The sequence below is a fragment of the Frankia alni ACN14a genome, assembly GCF_000058485.1.
Taxonomy (GTDB): Bacteria; Actinomycetota; Actinomycetes; order Frankiales; family Frankiaceae; genus Frankia; species Frankia alni.
The window spans coordinates 369,387-390,613 of the sequence record NC_008278.1; the positions used below are offsets into that span (position 1 = coordinate 369,387).

The 21,227-nt window shown below is 74.0% G+C and carries 7 protein-coding genes; 1 reads left to right on the forward strand and 6 read right to left on the reverse strand.

What is annotated here, in order from left to right:
- Positions 1–215: 215 nt before the first annotated feature.
- On the reverse strand, positions 216–1,712 hold the full coding sequence (locus tag FRAAL_RS01510; protein WP_011601597.1) for an MFS transporter: 1,497 nt from the start codon (positions 1,710–1,712) through the stop codon (positions 216–218).
- A gap of 229 nt (positions 1,713–1,941) precedes the next feature.
- Between FRAAL_RS01510 and FRAAL_RS01515 the strand changes: the two genes are divergently transcribed.
- Entirely contained in the window at positions 1,942–2,682 is a 741-nt protein-coding gene (locus tag FRAAL_RS01515; RefSeq protein WP_041938665.1) for a TetR/AcrR family transcriptional regulator, read from the forward strand.
- A gap of 42 nt (positions 2,683–2,724) precedes the next feature.
- Here FRAAL_RS01515 and FRAAL_RS01520 read toward each other — a convergent pair whose 3' ends face one another.
- From FRAAL_RS01520 to FRAAL_RS34430, 5 genes are all read right to left on the reverse strand, one after another.
- Positions 2,725–3,213, reverse strand: coding sequence for a nuclear transport factor 2 family protein (locus tag FRAAL_RS01520; protein WP_011601599.1), 489 nt, complete (start codon positions 3,211–3,213; stop codon positions 2,725–2,727).
- 32 nt (positions 3,214–3,245) lie between these two features.
- Positions 3,246–3,668 (reverse strand): ester cyclase, encoded by a 423-nt coding sequence (locus tag FRAAL_RS01525; protein WP_011601600.1) that lies wholly within the window; start codon positions 3,666–3,668, stop codon positions 3,246–3,248.
- A gap of 61 nt (positions 3,669–3,729) precedes the next feature.
- Positions 3,730–4,506 (reverse strand): SDR family NAD(P)-dependent oxidoreductase, encoded by a 777-nt coding sequence (locus FRAAL_RS01530; protein WP_011601601.1) that lies wholly within the window; start codon positions 4,504–4,506, stop codon positions 3,730–3,732.
- Positions 4,507–4,904: 398 nt separating this feature from the next.
- Positions 4,905–11,747 carry a type I polyketide synthase gene (locus FRAAL_RS01535; RefSeq protein ID WP_011601603.1) on the reverse strand — a complete coding sequence of 2,281 codons (6,843 nt, stop codon included), beginning with the start codon at positions 11,745–11,747 and terminating at the stop codon, positions 4,905–4,907.
- A 34-nt stretch (positions 11,748–11,781) separates the two neighbouring features.
- A complete protein-coding gene (locus FRAAL_RS34430) occupies positions 11,782–21,201 on the reverse strand; it encodes a type I polyketide synthase (RefSeq protein WP_011601604.1) in 9,420 nt (3,139 codons plus the stop codon).
- Positions 21,202–21,227 lie beyond the last annotated feature (26 nt).

Genomic DNA, 21,227 nt, shown 5'->3' on the forward strand with positions numbered 1-21,227 from the left:
TGCATGCCACTTCCGAAGTTATCGACTGCGATTTTGTCGTGGTCGTGGTTACGTCCAACCCGACGCACAGTCCGTGCTATGTGGGGGTTCGATCCCGGGCGCAAGGACCGGTTCGATGACCGTCGGCGTTCGGCCGACGGTCCGAATAGTTACGGATGACTGTCCGCTCAGCCGACCGCCGGTCGGTGCCGGCGAATCCGCCTTCCTCGAACGGTTCAGGAATAGGCTCGGACGTCCTCGTCGCCGGTGGCCTCCGGCACACCCGCCCCGGGCGCGGACGGCGTCGCCGGGCTGGACGCTGCCGACGGGCGGTCGCGCAGGAGCAGGGCGACGACCACACTGATCACCACGGCGGTGACGGCGGAGACCAGGCCGCCGACCCGTAGCCCGTCCACCACGCTGTCCGGCGTGGGGGCGCCGCCGACGCCGAGGTCGAGCCCGGAGTTGGCCACCGCCACGATCGCCGCCAGCCCCACCGCGCTGCCGACCTGCTGCGAGGTGGAGGCGACCGCGTTGGCCACGCCCTGCTCCTCGACGGCGATCCCGTGCCCGGCCGCCGAGAAGCACACCGTGAAGGCGATGCCGCCGCCGATGCCCCACACCGCGATGCCGGGCAGGAGCGCCGGATAGGAACCGCCCACCGACATGCCGGGGACGAGCAGCCCGATGCCGATCCCGCACAGCAGCAGCGCGAGGGCCATCGTCGCGCCGTACCCCAGCCTGGCGACGCTGGTGGTGGCCAGCGGGCCGGCGCCGGCCATGGAGATCAGCGTCAGCGGGAGGAAGGCCAGTCCCGCCTTCAACGGGCTGTAGCCGAGGACGTTCTGCAGATAGGTGGTGAACAGGAAGTACTCGCCGGCGAGCGTGCCGGCGAAGACGAACACGGCGAGCACGGCCGTGGTGAGGTTGCGGTATCCCAGCAGCCGCGGCGGCAGCAGCGGGTTGCGCAGCCGCCCCTCGAGGACGGCGAAGCCGGCGAGGATCACCACGCCGAGCGCGATCGCGCCGGCCGCGCGCACCGACCACCAGCCCGCGTCCGGCCCGCTGACCAACCCGAACACGACCAGGGCGACCCCGGCGGTGGCCAGCAGGCCACCGGGAAGGTCGAATCCGGTGCGCGACGGCCGGGTGCCGTCCGCCGCCAGCAGCCGCGGCGCCGCCACGGCGATGACCGCCGCGACCGGAACGTTGACGAAGAAGACCCACTCCCAACCGAGGTAGTTGGTCAGGACGCCGCCGAGCAGCGCGCCGGCGGCGAGCCCGCCACCACCCGCGGCACCCCACGCGGCCAGCGCGCGGGTGCGCTCGGCGCCCGGCCGGAAGGTCGTGTTGATCAGGGTGAGGATCGCCGGGAACAGCAGCGCCCCGCCGACCCCCTGCACGGCCCGCGCCGCGATCAGCAGCCCCGGGTCGTTCGCGAGGCCGCCGGCGAGCGAGGACAGGCCGTAGAGCAGCACCGCGGTGAGGAACACCCGCCGCGACCCGAGCCGGTCGGCCGCCCGGCCGCCCAGCAGCAGCAGCCCCCCGAACGTCACCGCGTAGGCACTGACGACCCACTGCAGGGACTGGGAACTGAAGTCGAGCTCCCGGCCGATGTCCGGCAGCGCGACGTACACGATGTTGTAGTCAATAGCGATCATGAACTGGGCGAACGCCAGGAGTGCGAGCGTCAGCCCGAGCCCCGGCCGTGGTCGGGGCGCGGATGCATCCACTGGGGTGGCTCTTTCTGTCGCTGGGCGTCGGTTCCGTCGCTGGGCGGCGGATCAGGCCCCGGGTGGTCGCGCCCGGCTCTCGACGGTGAGCGCGCTCGGGGTGCAGTGCCCAGATTCTACACACCGTTCTGTTTCTGCTCCATGAGTGGTTGCTGAACGAGACGCTGTCTCTGAACGGGATGCTGTCTCTAAGCGCCGTATAGTAGTTGGGCATTGTAAGGTGTCAAGAGTGGACGGAGTGAAACTGAGTCGGCGGGAGCGCCTGCGGGTCGAGACCGTGCGGGACATCAAGGAGATCGCGCTTCGTCACATGGCCGAGCAGGGCGCCGCGGGCCTGTCGCTGCGGGCGATAGCGCGGGAGATGGGGATGACCGCCGGCGCGTTGTACAGCTATTACGACACCCGGGACGATCTGATCACCGCCCTGATCGTCGACGTGTACGACTCCCTCGCCCAGGCGCTGGAGGCCGCGCGCCGCTCCCGGCCCGACGACCCGGCCGGCCAGCTCGAGGCCGTCGGGGTGACCTACCGGGAGTGGGCGATCGGCCGGCCCCCGGAGTTCCAGCTCGTGTACGGCGATCCCATCCCCGGCTACAAGGTGCGCGACGACGGCGCCGAACTCGCCGCCGAGCACCGGGCCTGCGGCGTCCTGATCAGGATCGTCGCCGCCGCGTGGCCCGCGAACGGGGCCACCCCGCCCGCCGGCCTGTACACGTGGTCGGACTTCCGGCCCGACTTCGCCGCGATGGCGCGGACCTCGTTTCCCGACTTCCCGCCCGACGGCGCCGCGCTGTCCCTGCGGATCTGGGGCCGTCTGCACGGCCTCGTCGCGCTGGAGGTGTACGGCCACCTGCGGCCGCAGGTGAACGACCCGGCCCGGCTGTACCGCGACGAGCTGCGCGACCTGTGCGAGCTGCTCAACCTCACCCCGAACACCCCGAACACCCCGAGCGCCGCCCCGACGGCCTGAGGGTCTGACGGCCCGGCCGGTGGCCGGCCGGGCCGGGCCGGGTCACGGCGCGAGGTGCGGCAGCCGGTCGGCCGATGCCCGCCACGGTCCGGGCAGCGGCTGCTGGACGACCGCCCGCCCGGCGTCCGGCGCGTCGGCGGCCAGGGGGTAGCGGGGCACGATCTGCCGGGCGGCGATCCGCCACCCGTCGCCGGTCCGGACCAGGACGTCCCGGTACTCGCCGTTGGTCACCGAACCGTCGGCGAGCACGGCGAGGTAACGGCTCACCGCCCGCACCGTGCCGTCCGGGTCGGCCAGGACCACGGTGCTCACGGTCTGATGGTCGGCGGCGTCGGGTGGCAGCCCGCGCTGGAACTGCGCCACCTCGGCGAGCCCGCGCAGGGACCTGCCGCTGCGTTGGAACTCGACCGCGACGTCCGCGGTGAACACCAGCCCGAGGTCGTCGGCCTGCCGGTTGTCGAACACGTGCGAGAACAGGGCCAGGGTCTGTCCGATCTCGGCGAGATCGGCGGCCGACAGCTTCGCGCTCATCGCGGTCGTCCCCTCCGTCGCGGCCGGCGTGCTCAGGCGGCGGCGACGGCGCCGACCTGACGCAGGATGGTGAGCCGGTCGGGCAGCACGGTGTAGTTGACGATCTGGCCGTCCCGGAAGGTGATGAGGCTGATGCTGGTCGCGTCGATGGGCTTGCCGGTCGCGGCCGCACCGAACAGCTCACCCTGATGGGTGCCCTCGATCCGCCAGTACACGACCACCCGGTCGTCCTCCGCGACGAGATCGGTCACCGTGGTGTGCACGTCCGGGACCGCCGAGCGCAGCCACTCGAGGTGCTCCCGGAATCCCGCGCGGCCGATGGACCAGCCGGCGTGCTGGCGGGTGGTGTCGTCGGAGTCGTCGGCGACGAACGTCTCCAGCAGCTCCGCCTTCCCGTAGTTCACCACCTCCTCGTAAAGCCGCCGCGCGATCTCCTTGTTGCCCTCGATGCTCATGCCGGCCCCTTTCCGTGGTTGACTTTGAAGATGATCTGAAATCAAATCGTCCGTAGACGGATTACTGCGGCGGTTCGCCCGGGTAGGTGGGCGGCAGCAGAATCCCGTTCGAGGCGGACAGGCCGCCGTCGACCGGTATGACGGCGCCGGTGATGTACGACGCCGCCGGGGACGCGAGGAAGTAGATGACCTCGGCCTGCTCCGCCGGCTGCGCCCAGCGCCCCAGCGGGACCCGCCGGGTCACCGCCGCGGCGAAGGCCGGGTCGGCGCGCTGGCCGGCGGTGCGGGGGGTCTCGGTGAGGCCGGGGGCGACGGCGTTGATCCGGATGCCCTCGAAGGCGTAGTCCAGCGCGGCGGAGCGCACCAGGTTGTTCGCCGCGGCCTTCGTCGTGTTGTAGGCCCAGGTGTAGGGGTCGCCCCGCAGCCCGGCGCCGGACGACGTCACGACGATCGACCCGCCGCCGGCGGCCCGTAGCGCCGGCGCGGCCGCGCGGATCCCCAGCACCAGCCCGCGGACGTTCACGGCGTAGATCGTGTCGAGGCTCTCGGTCGCGCCGGCCGCCTCGATCGGCGGCGCGCCCCCGAGACCGGCGTTGAGCACCGCCGCGTCGAGCCGGCCGAAGCGCTCGACCGCCAGGGCGACCATGGCGTCGTTCGTCGCCGGGTCGGCCACGTCACCGACGAGGGTCACCACGTCCGCGCGGGTGCCGAGCTTGGCCAGGCCCTCCTCGGACACGTCGACGGCGACGACACCGAACCCGCGTTCGGCGAACAGTTCGACGGTTGCCTCGCCGATCCCGGCCGCGGCGCCGGTGACGACGACTGCTCCCCTGGCCATGTCGACTCTTCTCTCCCGCACCGCGGTCGTTCGTCGAACGGCACCGCAACATGCGTGTAGTAATCGGGCAGCATCCGGCCCGGATTGATCGGCTGTGTTATTCCGGTGGCACTCGCGCCGGCCGGTGTGCCGCTGATGTTTCCCAACCTTACCGGGCTCGGAAACGTGGTGGGCTGCTTTCTGGTTGCTTGTTCTCCGAAGCTGCACAACAAAGAACTGCGTGGTCCGGACGGTTGGCCCGGACGGCGACGGACGGCCAACCAGGAATGGTCCGGCACGGCTAGGTAGAAGTACGTAGCCGTGCCGGCCGTCCGCCGTCCGCCGTCCGCCGTCCGCCGTCCGTCGTCCTCCGCCGCCGTCGTCGTCGTCCTCCGCCGTCCGACCTCAGACGTCAGACGTCAGACGAGGGAGTCGATGAACTGGCGGATCGCCGCCACCGTCGTCGGCGAGTGCTCCTCGAGGATCGAGAAGTGCTCGCCGGGCACGTCCACCGTCGTGTGCGGGGTGGTCCAGTACGCCTGCCAGCCGTCCGGGTCCGCCGGATCGATGATCGTCCGCCGCAGCGGGTCCGCCGCCCGGATGAGCAGCGTCGGGGCGGCGACCGGCTTCGCCTGCCACCCGTTGAAGACCCGCACGTAGGCGCCCATCGTGGTCAGGCTCGCGTCGCTCCAGACCATCTGGTAACGGTCGACCCGGTCGAGCATTCCGGTGATCATCGCGGTCAGCCACCAGTCCGCCATGCCCTCGCGGACGGCGCTCTCGGGCGGGTAGCTGTCGACGAGCACCAGCCCGGACGGGGCGATCCCGGCGTTCTCCAGCTCCGCCGCCACCGCGTGTGCGACGACCCCGCCCATCGAGCGGCCGACGAGCACGAACGGCTCGTCGCCGACCAGCCTGGTCACCTCCCGCACGTGCATCTCGATGTAGGTGGGCTCGTCGATCGGGACGTGGTCGTTCTCGTCGTAGCCCGGCGAGGGCAGCACGAACACGTCCCGTTCGCCGCGCAGCAGCGTGCCGAGCCGCGCGTACTCGTGCGGCCCGGAGATCGCGCTCATCGCCGGGAAGCAGATCAGCCGATGACGCGCCGGCCCTTCGGCGTGCTCCGGCCCTTCGGTGTGCTCCGGCCCTTCGGCGAGCTGGAGCGTCGGTACGGCGTGCCGCGCGCTGTCGGCGGCGCCGAAGACGGGTCGCAGGGCCGAGGCGACGACCAGGAGCTGGGCCGCGGCGGCGAAGTTGTCCCGGGCGCACAGCGCCTGGTACAGCTCGGACAGCGGCCCCTCCTGCGGGCCGATGGCGGTCGGCCGGGCCGCCGCCGGCCCGCTGGCCGCCGCGTTCGCGCCACCCCCGGTGGGCGTGGCGGCCAGGATCTTCGCGAGCTGCTCGGCGAGGTACGCGGCGAGCGCGGTCGCGCTCGGGTGGTCGAAGGTGAGGGTGGCGGGCAGCCGCAGGCCGGTGGCGGTGTTCAGCCGGTTGCGCAGTTCGACGGCGGTCAGCGAGTCCAGGCCCAGCTCGCCGAAGTCCCGCTCGGCCTCGACGGTGTCGACGTCGCGGTGGCCCAGCACCGCCGCGACCTCCTGGCGGACGTGCTCGAGCAGGATCGACTCCCGCTGCTCGTCGGCGGCCGCCGCCAGCCTGCCGCGCAGCGCCGCGGCGTCCGCCCTCGACGCCGTGCCTGCCTGCGCGGCACCCCGGCGACCCGGGCGGACGAGGCCGCGCAGCAACGGGGGCACCCCGTCGGCGGCCGCCCGCCGGCTGATCGTGGCGACGTCGAGGGCGGCGGGGACGAGCAGCGGTTGGCGCAGCGTGCCGGCGGCGTCGAACAGGGCGAGGCCGTCGGCGGGCGCCAACGACCGCAGGCCGCTCTGCGCGATGCGGGCCCGGTCGGCTGCGGTGAGGTTCTCGGTGAACGTGCTGGTGTCGTCCCAGAGTCCCCAGGCGAGGCTGGTGGCGGGGAGTCCCTGGGCTCGGCGGTGGTGGGCGAGGGCGTCGAGGAAGGTGTTCGCCGCGGTGTAGCTGCCCTGCCCGGCTCCGCCGACGAGCCCCGCAAGCGAGGAGTAGAGGACGAAGGCTTTGAGGGGGTGGTGGCGGGTGAGGTGGTGGAGGTGCCAGGCGCCGTCGATTTTGGGGGCGAGGACGGTGTGGAGGCGTTCGGGGGTGAGGTTGGTGAGGGTGGTGTCGTCGAGGGTGCCGGCGGTGTGGATGACGGCGGTGAGGGGGTGGGCTGGGGGGATGGTGTCGAGGAGGTGGTGGAGTTGGGTGGGGTTGGTGGTGTCGGTGGCGGTGATGGTGATGGTGGCGCCGAGGTTTTCGAGTTCGGTGCGTAGTGCGGTGGCGTGGGGGTGGTGGGGGCCGGTGCGGCTGGTGAGGTGGAGGTGGCGGGTGTGGTGGTGGGTGATGAGGTGGTGGGCGAGGTGGTGGGCGAGGGTGCCGAGGCCGCCGGTGATGAGGACGGTGCCGTCGGGGTCGAGGTTCCAGCCCGCCGGACCCGCCGGACCCGCCGGATCCGCCTGATCGGCCGGACCCGCCGGATTCGTCGCGTCGGCCGCGTCGGCCGCGTCGGGCGTGGTGGCTGGGACGAGGCGTGGGGTGTGGGCGGTGCCGCGGCGTAGGGCGAGCTGGTTGTCGCCGGTGGCCTGGGCGGTGGCGACGGCGGCGGGCAGGGCGGTGCGGCTGTCGGGGTCGGCGTCGAGGTCGATGAGCAGGATGCGGTCGGGGTGCTCGTTCTGGGCGGTGCGTACGAGCCCCCACAGCGGGGCGGTGGTGAGGTCGACGTCCTCGCCGGCGACGCTCACCGCGCCCGAGGTGAGGACCACGAGCCGGGTCGCGTCCCACCGCTGCTCGGACAGGTAGGCCCGCAGCAGGTCCACCGCCCGCTCGGTGGCCGCCCGCGCCGCGGCGGGGACGTCCGGGAGATCGGGGGCGCCGGTGGGGCCCGCGAGGTCCCCGGCGTCGGTGCGAAGACCGTCGTGGGCAGGGGGGCCGAGAGGAAGGGCGCCGAGGGACAGGACGACGAGGTCGGGAACGGCCGCGCCGGCCTCGACCGCGACACCGAGGGACGCGAGGTCGGGATGATCCGTCCTGGTGACGCTCGCCCCGAGCTCGGCCGGCACGGCATCGCCGGAGCCGATGACGGCCCAGTTGGTGGCCCCTGGTCCCGCCGCGGACAGCCGCAGAGGTGGCCAGGTCACCTCGTAGAGCGAGTCCGAACGGCGGCGCCGGGCCGCGGCGAGCTGCTCGGCGGAGACGACCCGGGCCAGCAGCGAGTCGACGGTGATGACGGGGGCGCCGGCGGGGTCGGTGGCGTGCAGGGAGATCTCGTCGGTGCCGTGGACGTCGACGTGGACGCGCAGGCTGGTGGCGCCGGTGGCGTGCAGGCGCACACCGTTCCACGCGAACGGCAGCCGGCTGTGGCCAGCGGGCACGTCCGCGAGCCCGTGAAAGACCGACAGGTGGACGGCCGCGTCGAGCAGCGCGGGGTGCACGCCGAAGGCGGCGGCCTGGTGCTGGTCGGTCCCGGCGTCGGGGAGGGTGACCTCGGCGTACAGGTCGTCGCCGGCGCGCCAGGCGGCGTGCAGTCCCTGAAAGGCCGGCCCGTAGGCGAGCCCCGAGGCGGCCAGTGCCGGATAGACGTCCCCGACGGGCACCTCCAGCGCGCCCGGCGGCGGCCAGGCGGTCAGCGCTTCGGGCGCGTCGCCGGCGCCTGCTCCCTCGTCGCCGTCGGCGGCGGCGAAGACCCCGCTGGCGTGCCGTGTCCACGCGGCGTCGGGCGAGTCCTGCGGCCGGGAGTGGACGGCGACGGGGCGACGGCCGGTGTCGTCGGCGGCGGTCACGGTGACCTGGATGGCGACGGCGGCGCGCTCGGGCAGGATGAGCGGCGCCTCGAAGACCAGCTCGTCCAGCGCCCCCACCCCGAGGTCGTCGCCGGCCCGCAGCGCCAGCTCGACGAAGGCGGTGCCGGGCACGAGTACGTTGCCCTGCACCGCGTGGTCGGCCAGCCAGGGATGCGTCGCCAGCGAGAGCCGGCCGGAGAACAGCACCCCGTCCTGGTCGGCCAGTCCGATGGCCGCGCCGAGCAGCGGATGGTCCGCGCTGGCGAGGCCCAGCCCGGCGACGCTGTGCCCACCGGTCGACGCCTCCCGCAGCCAGTACCGCTGGCGCTGGAAGGGGTAGGTGGGCAGGGCGGCCGCGAGACGGGCCGGGTCGCCGGCGTCGGCTGCAGAGCTGGCGGGGCTGGTGGAGCTGTGAGGGCTGGTGGAGCTGTCGGGGCTGGTGTCGTCGCCGGTAGCACCCTGCGCGCTGGGGACGGCGCTGCTGATGCTGGGAGGCGTGGGGGTGTGGCCTGCCGCCTGGAGGGTGGCCAGTGCGGTGGCGAGGGTGGTGGTGGGGGGCTTTGTGCGGTGGAGGGTGGGGGTGGCGGTGAAGCGTGGCCGATGACCGCTGCGGTCGAGGGTGGTGAGGGTTTGGGTGGTGAGGGTGGTGAGGGTGGTGTCGGGTCCGAGTTCGAGGTAGGTGGTGACGCCCTGTTCGGACAGGGTGGTGGTGCCGTGGGTGTAGCGGACGGTGTGGCGGATGTGGCGGGTCCAGTAGTCGGCGGTGGTGTGGTCGCTGTCGGTGGGGAGGGTGCCGGTGAGGCCGGCGATGATCGGGATGGTGGGTTGGTGGTAGGTGAGGGTGGCGGCGGTGGTGTGGAAGGGGGTGAGGATGGGGTTGGTGAGGGGGCTGTGGAAGGCGTGGCTGACGGTGAGGGTGCGGCTGCGGATGCCCTGCAGGGCGGCTTGTTCGGCGATGTGGGTGAGGGTGGGGGTGTCGCCGGCGATGACGGTGTTGGTGGGGCTGTTGAGGGCGGCGATGTCGATGCTGGGGTGGTGGGTGATGAGGGTGCGGGTGGTGGGTTCGTCGGTGTGGAGGGTGAGCATGCCGCCGCCGGGGGGGAGGCTGGCGAGGAGGTGGGCGCGGGTGGTGACGAGTCGGGCGGCGTCGTCGAGGGTGAGGATGCCGGCGAGGTGGGCGGCGGTGATTTCGCCGAGGCTGTGGCCGATGAGGTAGTCGGGGGTGATGCCGTGGCTGGTGATGAGGTGGTAGAGGGCGGTTTGGAGGGCGAAGAGGGTGGGTTGGGTCCAGGCGGTGTGGTGGATGGTCGTGGCTTCTGGGCTGTCGGGGTCGGCGTGGAGGATGTCGAGTAGGGGCTGGTCGAGGTGGGGGTTGAGGGCGTCGGCGGTGTCGTGGAGGGCTTGGCGGTAGATGGGGTGGGTGGCGTAGAGGGTGTGGCCCATGCGGGGGTACTGGCTGCCCTGGCCGCTGAATGTGAAGGCGAGCTTGCCCAGGCCGGCTTGGCCGGTGATGACGCGGGAGTCCGGGTGGCCGTCGGCGAGCTGGTTCAGGCCGGTGAGCAGTTCGGGGGTGCTGGTGGCGAGGGTGACGGCGCGGTGCGGGAACGCGGTGCGCGTCGCCAGCGCCCGGGCCAGCGCCGGCAGCGGCACACGGGCGGCTCCACCGGCGTCGTTAGCGTCAACGGCGCGATCGGCTCCACCGGCGCCGTTGGCGTGATCGGGGTCGCCGGCACGATCGGGGTCGCCGGCGTTGTGGGTGCGCAGGTGGACGGCCAGGCGGCGGGCCTGGTCGCGTAGCGCCTCCGGGCTGCGCGCGGACAACGGCACCAGCACCGGCAGGGCGGCCCGTTCCGGCTCCGCGTCCGGCCGTCGTTCGGCGCCGTCCGGTCGGTCGGCGCCCTGGCGGTCCACGTCCTGTGGTTGGGCGGCGTGGCTAGGCCGGGCGGGGGCGTTCGAGGCCGGGGTGGCGTCCTGGCCGTCGACGTTCCCCTCGGGCGCGCCGTCGTCCGCCGGGGCCTGCTTGACGGGGGCCTGCTCGATGATGACGTGGGCGTTGGTGCCGCTGACGCCGAACGCCGAGACGCCGGCCCGGCGGGGGGCGCCGGTCTCGGGCCAGGCGCGGGCCTCGGTGAGCAGCTCGACCGCTCCCGTCGACCAGTTCACCTGCGTGGACGGCTCGTCGACGTGCAGGGTGCGGGGCAGCAGGCCGTGCTGGAGGGCCAGGACGGTCTTGATGACACCGGCGGCGCCGGCGGCGGCCTGGGTGTGGCCGATGTTGGACTTGAGACTGCCGAGCCACAGCGGCCGGTCGGTGGGGCGGTTCTGGCCGTAGGTGGCGAGGATGGCCTGGGCCTCGATGGGGTCGCCGAGCGGGGTGCCGGTCCCGTGGGCCTCGACGGCGTCGACGTCGGCGGCGGAGAGGCGGGCGCTGGCCAGCGCGGCGCGGATGACCCGCTGCTGCGACGGGCCGTTCGGCGCGGTCAGGCCGTTGGAGGCGCCGTCGGAGTTCACCGCGCTGCCCCGCACCACGGCCAGGACGGGATGGTTGTTGCGGCGGGCGTCGGAGAGTCGCTCCAGGAGCAGGATGCCGACGCCCTCGGCCCAGCCGGTGCCGTCGGCGGCATCGGCGAAGGCCTTGCAGCGGCCGTCGGGGGACAGCCCGCGCTGGCGGGAGAACTCGATGAACGCCGCCGGCGACGACATCACCGCGACCCCGCCGGCCAGCGCCAGGTCGGCCTCGCCACCCCGCAGCGCCTGACTGGCCAGGTGCAGGGCGACCAGGGACGACGAGCAGGCCGTGTCGACGGTGACCGACGGCCCCTCGAAGCCGAACGTGTAGGAGATCCGCCCGGACAGCACGCTGCCGAGCGTCCCCAGGCCGATGTACGCCTCCAGTTCGTCGGGTATCTCGTGCAGGCGGGCCGCGTAGTCCTGCCCGGCGATCCCGGCGAACACCGCGGTCCGGCTGCCCCGCAGCGTCGTCGGGTCGATGCCCGCCCGCTCGAACGCCTCCCAGGCCGTCTCCAGCAGCAGCCGCTGCTGCGGGTCGGTGGCGAGGGCCTCGCGGGGGGAGATGCCGAAGAACTCGGCGTCGAAGTCGGCGGCGTCGTGCAGGAAGCCGCCGTGGCGGGTGTAGGACTTTCCCGCCGCGTCCGGGTCGGGGTCGAACAGCTCCTCGACGTTCCAGTCCCGGTCCGTCGGGAACTCGCTGATCGCGTCCCGGCCGTCGGCGACCAGCTCCCACAGTTCCTCCGGGGTGGTGACCCCGCCCGGCAGCCGGCAGGCCATGCCCACGATCGCGATCGGTTCCCGGCGGCTCGACTCGACCTCCCGCAGGCGCTTCTGCGCCGTCCGGGCATCGCTGACCGCGCGCTTGAGATACTCGCGGAGCTTGGCGTCGTTGGATGACATGGTCGGTGGCTCCTCAGGATGAACTGCGACGGGGTCAGGAGGACTCGACGTTGTCGTCCAGCAGGGCGAACAACTCGTCGTCGGTGGCGGAGTCGAGGTCGAGGTCGTCGTCGTCGGCCGGGTCCGCGGGGACGACGTCCGCCCACCGGGCGACCAGCGCCCGCAGCCGGGTCACCGCCTCGGCGGTGTCGGCGTTGTCGCCGCCGGTCGCCTCCAGCACCGCCTCCAACCGGTCCAGGACGCGCAACGGCGAGGAGGTGTCCATCGTCTGGGCGGAGCCCAGCTCGCCCGCCAGGAAGTCGGCGATCGCCACGGGGGTCGGGTAGTCGAACACGAGCGTGGCCGGCAGGGTGAGCCCGGTCGCCGCGTTCAGTCGGTTGCGCAGGTCGACGGCGGTCAGCGAGGTGAGGCCCAGCTCGCGGAACGCCCGGGTGGCCCCGACCGTCGCCGGGCTGTCGTGGCCGAGGACCACCGCCGCCTCCGCGCGGACCAGGGTCAGCAGTAGCTCGTCACGCTCGCTCGGGGCGAGCCCGGCGAGCCGCTCGGCCAGACTCGGCCCGCTCGGGGCCGCGGCCAGCCCGGCCAGCGTGCCGTCGCCGCCGGGCCCGTCGGCGACGAGCTCGCCGTCGACGAGCCGGACCGGGGTGGGATCCAGCCAGTAGCGCCGCCGCTGGAACGCGTACGTCGGCAGGCTCACCCAACGGCGGCGCCGAGCCGAACCGTCCGCGGCGCCGGGACTGCCGGCGGTGGCGTGGCTGCCGGCCGTGGCGTGGCCGCCGGCGGTGGCGTGGCTGCCGGTGCCGGGATCGGTGACGGACGCTCCGAGCACGATCCGCCAGTCCACCCTGGCCCCGCGGACCCAGGACTCCGCCAACGCGGCGTGGATCTTGGTGAGGTCGCCGGTGTCGCGGCGCAGGGTTTCGGTGATGGCGACGGGGCCGGGCAGGTCGGGGGTGGTGTCGAGGGTTTCGGCGAGGGCGGTGGTGAGGACGGGGTGGGGGCTGATCTCGATGAACAGGTCGTGGCCGGCCTGGAGCAGGGCGCGGGTGGCGGGTTCGAACAGGACGGGTTGGCGCAGGTTGGTGTACCAGTAGTCGGCGGTGAGGGTGGTGGGGTCGATCCAGTCGGCGGTGACGGTGGACAGGATCGGGATGGCGGCCGGCTGGGGGCGGATGGGCGCGAGGGCGGTGAGCAGCTCGTCCCGGATCGCCTCGACGTGGGGCGAGTGCGAGGCGTAGGTGACCGGCAGGACCCGGGTCCGGGTGCCCCGTTCCCGCACGACGGTGAGCAGCGCATGGAGCTCGGCCTCGTCGCCGGCGACGATCGCCGTGGCGGGGCTGTTGACGGCGGCGACGGACAGGCCCGGGGTCAGCAGCGGCGTGATCTCGTCGACCGGCAGGTTGATCGACGCCATCGCGCCCGGCGAGGTGATGGCGGTCAGGGCCCGGCTGCGCAGGGCGACCACGCGGGCGGCGTCGTCGAGGGTGAGGGCGCCGGCGATGTGCGCGGCGGCGATCTCGCCCTGGCTGTGCCCGACGACGGCCTGCGGGTGGACCCCGTGGTGCTGCCAGAGCCGGGCCAGGGCGACGAGGACGGCGAACAGCGTCGGCTGCACGACGTCGACCCGGTCGAGGGTGGGCGCGTCGGGCCGTTCGTGCAGGACGTCGAGCAGGTTCCAGTCGACGTACGGAGCCAGGGCGGCGGCGACGGCGTCGAGGTGATCGGCGAAGACCGGGCTGGTGGCGAGCAGCTCGCGGGCCATCCCGGCCCACTGGCTGCCCTGGCCGGGGAACACGAACACGGTGGTGGCGGTGGTGTCGGCGGCGCCGCGCACGACGCGGGCGCTGGCCGTCGCGGCAGCCAGCGCGTCCACCGCGCCCAGCAGGCCGTCGCGGTCGGTGCCGAGCACCACGGCCCGCTGCTCGAAGACGGTCCGCGCCGCGACCAGGGCGTCGGCGACGTCCGCCGGGTCGAGCCCGGCGCCGGCGTCGGACCGGACGAACGCCCCGAGCCGGTCCGCCTGCGCCCGCAGCGCGTCCGGCGTGCGGGCCGACAGGATCCACGGCAGCGCCGGGCCGCCGCCCGTCCGCGTCGGCTCGGTGGTCGGCGTCGGCTCGGTCGTCCGCGTCGGCTCGGTGGTCGGCGTCGGCTCGGTCGTCCGGGCCGCGAGGACGTTCCGCTCCGCGGGTGCCTGTTCGATGATGACGTGGGCGTTGGTACCGCTGATGCCGAAGGAGGAGACGGCGGCGCGGCGCGGGCGGTCGGTGTCGGGCCAGGGGGTGGGCTCGGTGAGGAGCGCGACGTCGCCGTCGGTCCAGTCGACGTGGGGGCTCGGTTCGTCGATGTGCAGGGTCTGGGGCAGGGTGCCGTGCTGGATCGCGAGGACGGTCTTGATGATGCCGGCGGCGCCGGCGGCGGCCTGGGTGTGGCCGATGTTGGACTTGAGGCTGCCGAGCCAGAGCGGCCGGTCGGTGGGGCGGTTCTGGCCGTAGGTGGCGAGGATGGCCTGGGCCTCGATGGGGTCGCCGAGTGGGGTGCCGGTGCCGTGGGCCTCGAGGGCGTCGATGTCGGCGGGGTTCAGGTGGGCTGCGGCGAGGGCGGCGCGGATGACCCGCTGCTGGGAGGGGCCGTTCGGGGCGGTCAGCCCGTTGGAGGCGCCGTCCTGGTTGACGGCGCTGCCGCGGATCACGGCGTGGACGGGGTGGCCGTGGCGTTGGGCGTCGGAGAGCCGTTCGACGAGGAGCATGGTGGCGCCCTCGGCCCAGCCGACGCCGTCGGCGGCGGCGGCGAAGGCCTTGCACCGCCCGTCGGGGGACAGTCCGCGCTGCCGGGAGAACTCGACGAACGCCGCCGGGGAGGCCATCAGCGCGACCCCGCCGGCCAGCGCCAGGTCGGTCTCGCCGCTGCGTAGTGCCTGGGCGGCGAGGTGCAGGGCGACCAGCGAGGACGAGCAGGCGGTGTCGATGGTGACCGACGGTCCCTCGAAGCCGAACGTGTAGGAGATCCGTCCGGTCGCGATCGACCCGGCGTTGCCGTTGCCGAGGTAGCCCTCCAGGGCCCGCGGCACGGCGTGGATGCGCTGGGAGTAGTCGTGGTACATGACGCCGGCGAAGACGCCGGTGGTGCTGCCGCGAAGGGTGGTGGGGTCGATGCCGGCGCGTTCGATGGCTTCCCAGCTGGTTTCGAGCAGGAGGCGTTGCTGGGGGTCGGTGGCGAGGGCTTCGCGCGGTGAGATGCCGAAGAACTCGGCGTCGAAGTCGGCGGCGTCGTGCAGGAAGCCGCCGTGGCGGGCGTAGGTCTTGCCGGTGGCGTCGGGGTCGGGGTCGAACAGGTCGTCGACGTCCCAGCCGCGGTTGACGGGGAACTCACTGATGGCGTCCCGGCCGCCGGCGACCAGCTCCCACAGTTCCTCGGGCGTGGTGACGCCGCCCGGCAGGCGGCAGGCCATCCCGACGATCGCGATCGGCTCCTCGACGTCGCGGCGCCGGCGCGGACGCGGCACCTCCCGCCGGGCCGGCGCACTCCCGAGCAGCTGCGTGCGCAGCAGCTCGGCGACGGCCGCCGGGCTCGGGTGGTCGAAGGTGAGGGTGGCGGGCAGCCGCAGGCCGCTGGCGGCGCTGAGCCGGTTGCGCAGCTCGACGGCGGTCAGCGAGTCCAGGCCCAGCTCGGAGAAGGCCCGGTCGGCCGGGACGGACGCGACCCCGGCGTGCCCGAGCACGCCGGCCACCTCCGCCCGCACCAGGTCGACCAGCAGCGCGGTCGCCTCCGGGGCGGACCGTCCGGCGAGGCGGGTGGCCAGGGCCGACCCGCCGGCCGCCGACGCGGTCGCCGCGACCCGCCGGACGGGACGGACGAGGGCGCGCAGCAGCGGCGGCACCCCGTCGTGGGCGGCTCGGGCCCGCAGCGCCGCGAGATCGAGCGGCACGGGCACGAGCACCGCCCGGTCCGCCGCGGCCGCCTCGTCGAACAGCCGCAGGCCCTGGGCGGTGGCCAGCGGACGGACCCCGCTGCGCGCGATGCGGGCCCGGTCGGCGGCCGTCAGGTGTGCCGTGAATGTGCTGGTGTCGTCCCAGAGTCCCCAGGCGAGGCTGGTGGCGGGGAGTCCGTGGGCTCGGCGGTGGTGGGCGAGGGCGTCGAGGAAGGTGTTGGCGGTGGCGTAGTTGGCTTGGCCGGGGTTGCCGGTGATGCCGGCGATGGAGGAGTAGAGGACGAAGGCTTTGAGGGGGTGGTGGCGGGTGAGGTGGTGGAGGTGCCAGGCGCCGTCGATTTTGGGGGCGAGGACGGTGTGGAGGCGTTCGGGGGTGAGGTTGGTGAGGGCGGTGTCGTCGAGGGTGCCGGCGGTGTGGATGACGGCGGTGAGGGGGTGGGCTGCGGGGATGGTGTCAAGGAGGTGGTGGAGTTGGGTGGGGTTGGTGGTGTCGGTGGCGGTGATGGTGATGGTGGCGCCGAGGTTTTCGAGTTCGGTGCGTAGTGCGGTGGCGTGGGGGTGGTGGGGGCCGGTGCGGCTGGTGAGGTGGAGGTGGCGGGTGTGGTGGTGGGTGATGAGGTGGTGGGCGAGGTGGTGGGCGAGGGTGCCGAGGCCGCCGGTGATGAGGACGGTGCCGTCGGGGTCGAGGTTCCAGCCCGCCGGATCCGCCGGGTCGACGGCGGTGTCGCGCTGAGCGTCGGCGGTCCCGGCGCGGTCGGGGCTGGGCGCCGGTGAGCCGGCGGAGCCCGCGGCCGGGACGGGGGTGAGCCGCGGGGTGTGGGCGCTGCCGTGGCGCAGGGCGAGGTGCGGCTCCTGCGCGGCCAGCGCGGCGAGGACCGTCGCCGGGAGGCTCGCGTGGCTGGCCGGATCGCCGTCGAGGTCGACGTGCAGGACCCGGCCGGGGTGCTCGGCGACGGCGGTGCGCAGCAGACCGGTCAGGGGCGCGCTGGTCAGGTCGAGGGCCTCGCCGGCGACGCTGACCGCGCCGGAGGTGACCACGGCGAGGGTGCTGCCGGGCCGGTCGGTGCGCAGCCAGTCCTGCAGGAGCGGCAGGACGGCGGCGGCCGTGGCCTTGGCCAACGCCGGGGTGGCGCCGTCCGCGACGCCGTCCGCGACGCCGACCGTCTCCGCCTCGCCCGACCCGGCGGCCGACAGCGTGGGTACGCGGACGAGCACCACCTGCGGGGTGTCCGCGTCCGCCGCGTCGGGTCCGTCCGCCGCGTCGGGCCCGTTCGCCGCCTGGGGTGTGTCTGCCGCGCGGGGTGTGTCTGCCGCGCGGGGTGCGTCGGCCGCGGCGGCGACCAGCGCCGCGAAGTCCGCGACCGTCCGCGTCTCGATGCCGGCCGCGGTCAGGGCCGTGACCAGGTCGTCGGCGTCCTCGCCCAACACCGCCCAGGGACCCGCGGCCGAGCCGGGGCCGCTGACCTCCAGTTCCGGCCAGGTCACCTCGTACAGCAGATCCGCGCGTCCGGCCTCGCGCCGCGCCGCGGCGACCTGCTCGGCCGACACCAGCCGGGAGACCAGCGAGTCGACGGTGATGACGGGGGCGCCGGCGGGGTCGGTGGCGTGCAGGGAGATCTCGTCGGTGCCGTGGACGGCGACGTGGACGCGCAGGCTGGTGGCGCCGGTGGCGTGCAGGCGCACGCCGTTCCAGGCGTACGGCAGCCGGCTGTGGCCCGCCGGAGTGTCCGGCAGCCGGTGCAGCGCCGCGGCGTGGAAGGCGGCGTCGAGCAGCGCGGGATGCACCCCGAAGGCGCCGTGGGGCGAGTGATCGGCCTGCGGCTCCGGCAGGGTGACCTCGGCGTAGAGGTGGTCGCCTTCGCGCCAGGCGGCACGCAGACCCTGGAAGGCGGCCCCGTAGCCAAGCCCGGACGCGGCCAGCTTGGCGTAACCGTCGGTGAGGTCCACCGCAATCGCCTCGGCCGGTGGCCATGCGTCCGGCGATCCGGCGTCCGGCGATCCGGCGTCCGGCGATCCGGCGTCCGGCGATCCGGCGTCCGGCGATCCGGCGTTCGGCGATTGGGCGTTCGGCGATTGGGCGTCCTGCCCCGTCACGTCCTGGTCGGCCGGGCCCGTCGACCCCCTGCCGGAGACGAGCGTGCCGCTGGCGTGTCGGGTCCAGTCGGCGTCGTCGGCAGCGCCGCCGTCCGCCTCGGCCTGCGGCCGGGAGTGAATGGTGACGGGGCGGCGGCCGTCGTCGTCGGCGGCGGCGACGGTCACCTGGATGACGACGGCGCCGCGCTCGGGCAGGACGAGCGGCGCCTCGACGACGAGCTCGTCCAGCAGGTCGGCCCCGAAGCCGTCGCCGGCGTGCAGCGCCAGCTCGACGAAGGCGGTACCGGGCACGACGACGCTGCCCTGCACGAGGTGGTCGGCGAGCCACGGCTGGGTCGCCGCCGCGAGCCGTCCGGTGTGCACGACGGTGTCGTCGGTGGCGAGCCGGACGACGGCGCCGAGCAGCGGATGCCCGGCCGAGCGCAGGCCGGCCCCGGAGAGGTCACCGGGAGCGTCGGGCGAGCCTTCCAGCCAGTACCGCCGGCGCTGGAAGGGGTACGTGGGGAGGGTGGCCGCGAGGCGGGCCAGGTCGGTGCCGCTGGCGGTGGCGTCTTCGCTGGTGGTGCTGTCGCCGTCGCTGCCAGGACTGGTGCTGTCGGCGGTGGTGCCGCTGGTGCTGGTGCTGCTGGTGACGGGGGGTGTGGCGAGGTGGCCTTCGGTGTGGAGGGTGGCCAGGGCGGTGGTGAGGGTGGTGATGGGGGGCTTCGTGCGGTGGAGGGTGGGGGCGGCGGTGAAACGGGCCCGGTCACTGGTGTCGCTGGTGTCGCTGCCTTCGAGGGTGGTGAGGGTTTGGGTGGTGAGGGTGGTCAGGGTGGTGTCGGGGCCGAGTTCGAGGTAGGTGGTGACGCCGTGGGTGCGGAGGGTGGTGATGCCGTCGGCGTAGCGGACGGCATCCCGGATGTGGCGGGTCCAGTAGTCCGCGGTGGTGTGGTCGCCGTCGACGGCCAGGTCGCCGGTGAGACCGGCGATCAGCGGGATGCTGGGTTGCTGGTAGGTGAGGGCGCCGGTGGTGGTGTGGAAGGAAGCGAGGATCGGATCGGTCAGCGGGCTGTGGAAGGCGTGGCTGACGGTGAGGAATTTGCTGCGGATTCCGCGCTCGGTCGCGAGGGCGGCGATGTGGGCCAGCACGTCGGCGTCGCCGGCGACGACGGTGTTGGTGGGGCTGTTGACCGCGGCGACGTCGAGGGCGGGCTGCTCGGCGATCAGCTCGCGGGCGGTGGGCTCGTCGGTGTGCAGGGTGAGCATGCCGCCGCCGGGTGGAAGGCTGGCGAGCAGGCGGGCGCGGGTGGCGACGAGGCGGGCGGCGTCGTCGAGGGAGAGCACCCCGGCGAGGTGGGCGGCGGTGATCTCGCCGAGGCTGTGGCCGACCAGGTAGTCGGGGACGACGCCGTGGCTGGTCACGAGCCGGTAGAGGGCGGTCTGCAGCGCGAACAGGGTGGGTTGGGTCCAGGCGGTGTGATGAATCGTCGACGCCAGCGGACCGTCGGGATCGGCGTGGAGGACGTCGAACAGGGGCTGTTCAAGGTGGGGATTCAGGGCGTCGGCCGCGTCCTGGAGGGCTCGGCGGTAGACCGGGTGCGTGGTGTACAGCGCGTGGCCCATGCGGGGGTACTGGCTGCCCTGGCCGGAGAGGGCGAAGGCGAGTTTTCCGGTGCCGGCCTGGCCGGTGACCACCGACGGACCGCGGCGACCGTCGGCGAGGTGGTCGAGGCCGGCGAGCAGATCGTCGGTGCTGGTGGCGAGGGCTACGGCACGGTGCGGGAAGACGGTGCGGGTCGCCAGGGCGCGGGCCAGCGTCGGTAGCGGCACGCGATCGGTGCTGCGATCGGTGCTGGGGCCATCGCTGCGGTCGTCGTTGTGGCTGTCGCTGTCGCTGTCGCCGCCGCCGTCGGCGCGCAGGTGGGCGGCGAGGCGACGGGCCTGGTCGCGCAGCGCCTCGGGGCTGCGCGCCGACAGCGGTACCAGCACCGGAAGCGCTTCGGTCGCACCCGCACCGGACGCGGCCGGATCGGCCGGATCGGTCGGATCGGCCGAGACCGTGTTCACGGCGGCCGGGGCCTGTTCGATGATGACGTGGGCGTTGGTGCCGCTGACCCCGAAGGCCGAGACCCCGGCCCGGCGGGGGGCGCCGGTCTCGGGCCAGGCGCGGGCCTCGGTGAGCACCTCGACCCCGCCGACCGACCAGTCCACCTGGGTGGACGGCGCGTCGACGTGCAGGGTCGGCGGGAGCAGGCCCGCGCGGATCGCCTGCACGATCTTGATGACTCCGGCGGCTCCGGCGGCGGCCTGGGTGTGGCCGATGTTCGACTTCACCGAGCCGAGGTAGAGCGGCCGGTCGGCGGGGCGGTTGCGGCCGTAGACGGTCAGCAGCGCATGGGCCTCGATCGGGTCGCCGAGCGCGGTGCCGGTGCCATGGGCCTCGACGGCGTCGACGTCGGCGGGGGTGAGCCGGGCGCCGGCCAGTGCGGCGCGGATGACCCGCTGCTGCGACGGGCCGTTCGGCGCGGTCAGGCCGTTGGAGGCGCCGTCGGAGTTGACCGCGCTGCCGCGGACGAGGGCGAGGATGGGGTGGCCGTGGCGTTGGGCGTCGGAGAGCCGCTCGACGAGCAGGACGCCGGCCCCCTCGCCCCACCCGGTGCCGTCGGCGGCGTCGGCGAAGGCCTTGCACCGCCCGTCGGCGGCCAGGCCCCGCTGGCGGGAGAACTCGACGAAGGCCGCCGGCGAGGCCATCACCGTCACCCCGCTGGCGACGGCGAGGTCGGTCTCGCCGCCCCGCAGTGCCTGCGCGGCCAGGTGCAGGGCGACCAGGGCGGACGAGCAGGCCGTGTCGACGGTGACCGACGGCCCCTCGAAGCCGAACGTGTAGGAGATCCGCCCGGACAGCACGCTGCCGAGCGTCCCCAGCCCGAGGTAGGCCTCCAGCTCCGGCGGCGGCTGGCGCACCGTGTCGCCGTAGTCCTGCCCGTTCGTTCCGGCGAACACCGCGGTGCGGCTGCCGCGCAGGGCCGTCGGGTCGATCCCGGCCTGCTCGAATGCCTCCCAGGTCGTCTCGAGCAGCAGCCGCTGCTGCGGGTCGAGGGCGAGGGCCTCGCGCGGCGAGATGCCGAAGAACTCGGCGTCGAAGCCGGCGGCGTCGGTCAGGAACCCGCCGTGCCTCGTGTACGACTTCCCCGTCGCGTCCGGGTCGGGATCGAACAGCGCCTCGACGTCCCAGCCGCGGTCCGTCGGGAACTCGCCGACCGCGTCCCGGCCCTCGGCGACCAGCTCCCACAGCTCCTGCGCGGAGCCGACCCCGCCCGGAAACCGGCAGGCCATCCCGACGATCGCGATCGGCTCCACCCGAGCGTCCCGCTCGTCCCGCAGTCGCTCACGGGTTTCGTGCAGTTCGGCGGTCACCCGCTTGAGGAGGTACCGAATCTGGTCGTCGCTCATGTTCCACCTTCTTTCGCGATGCGGGG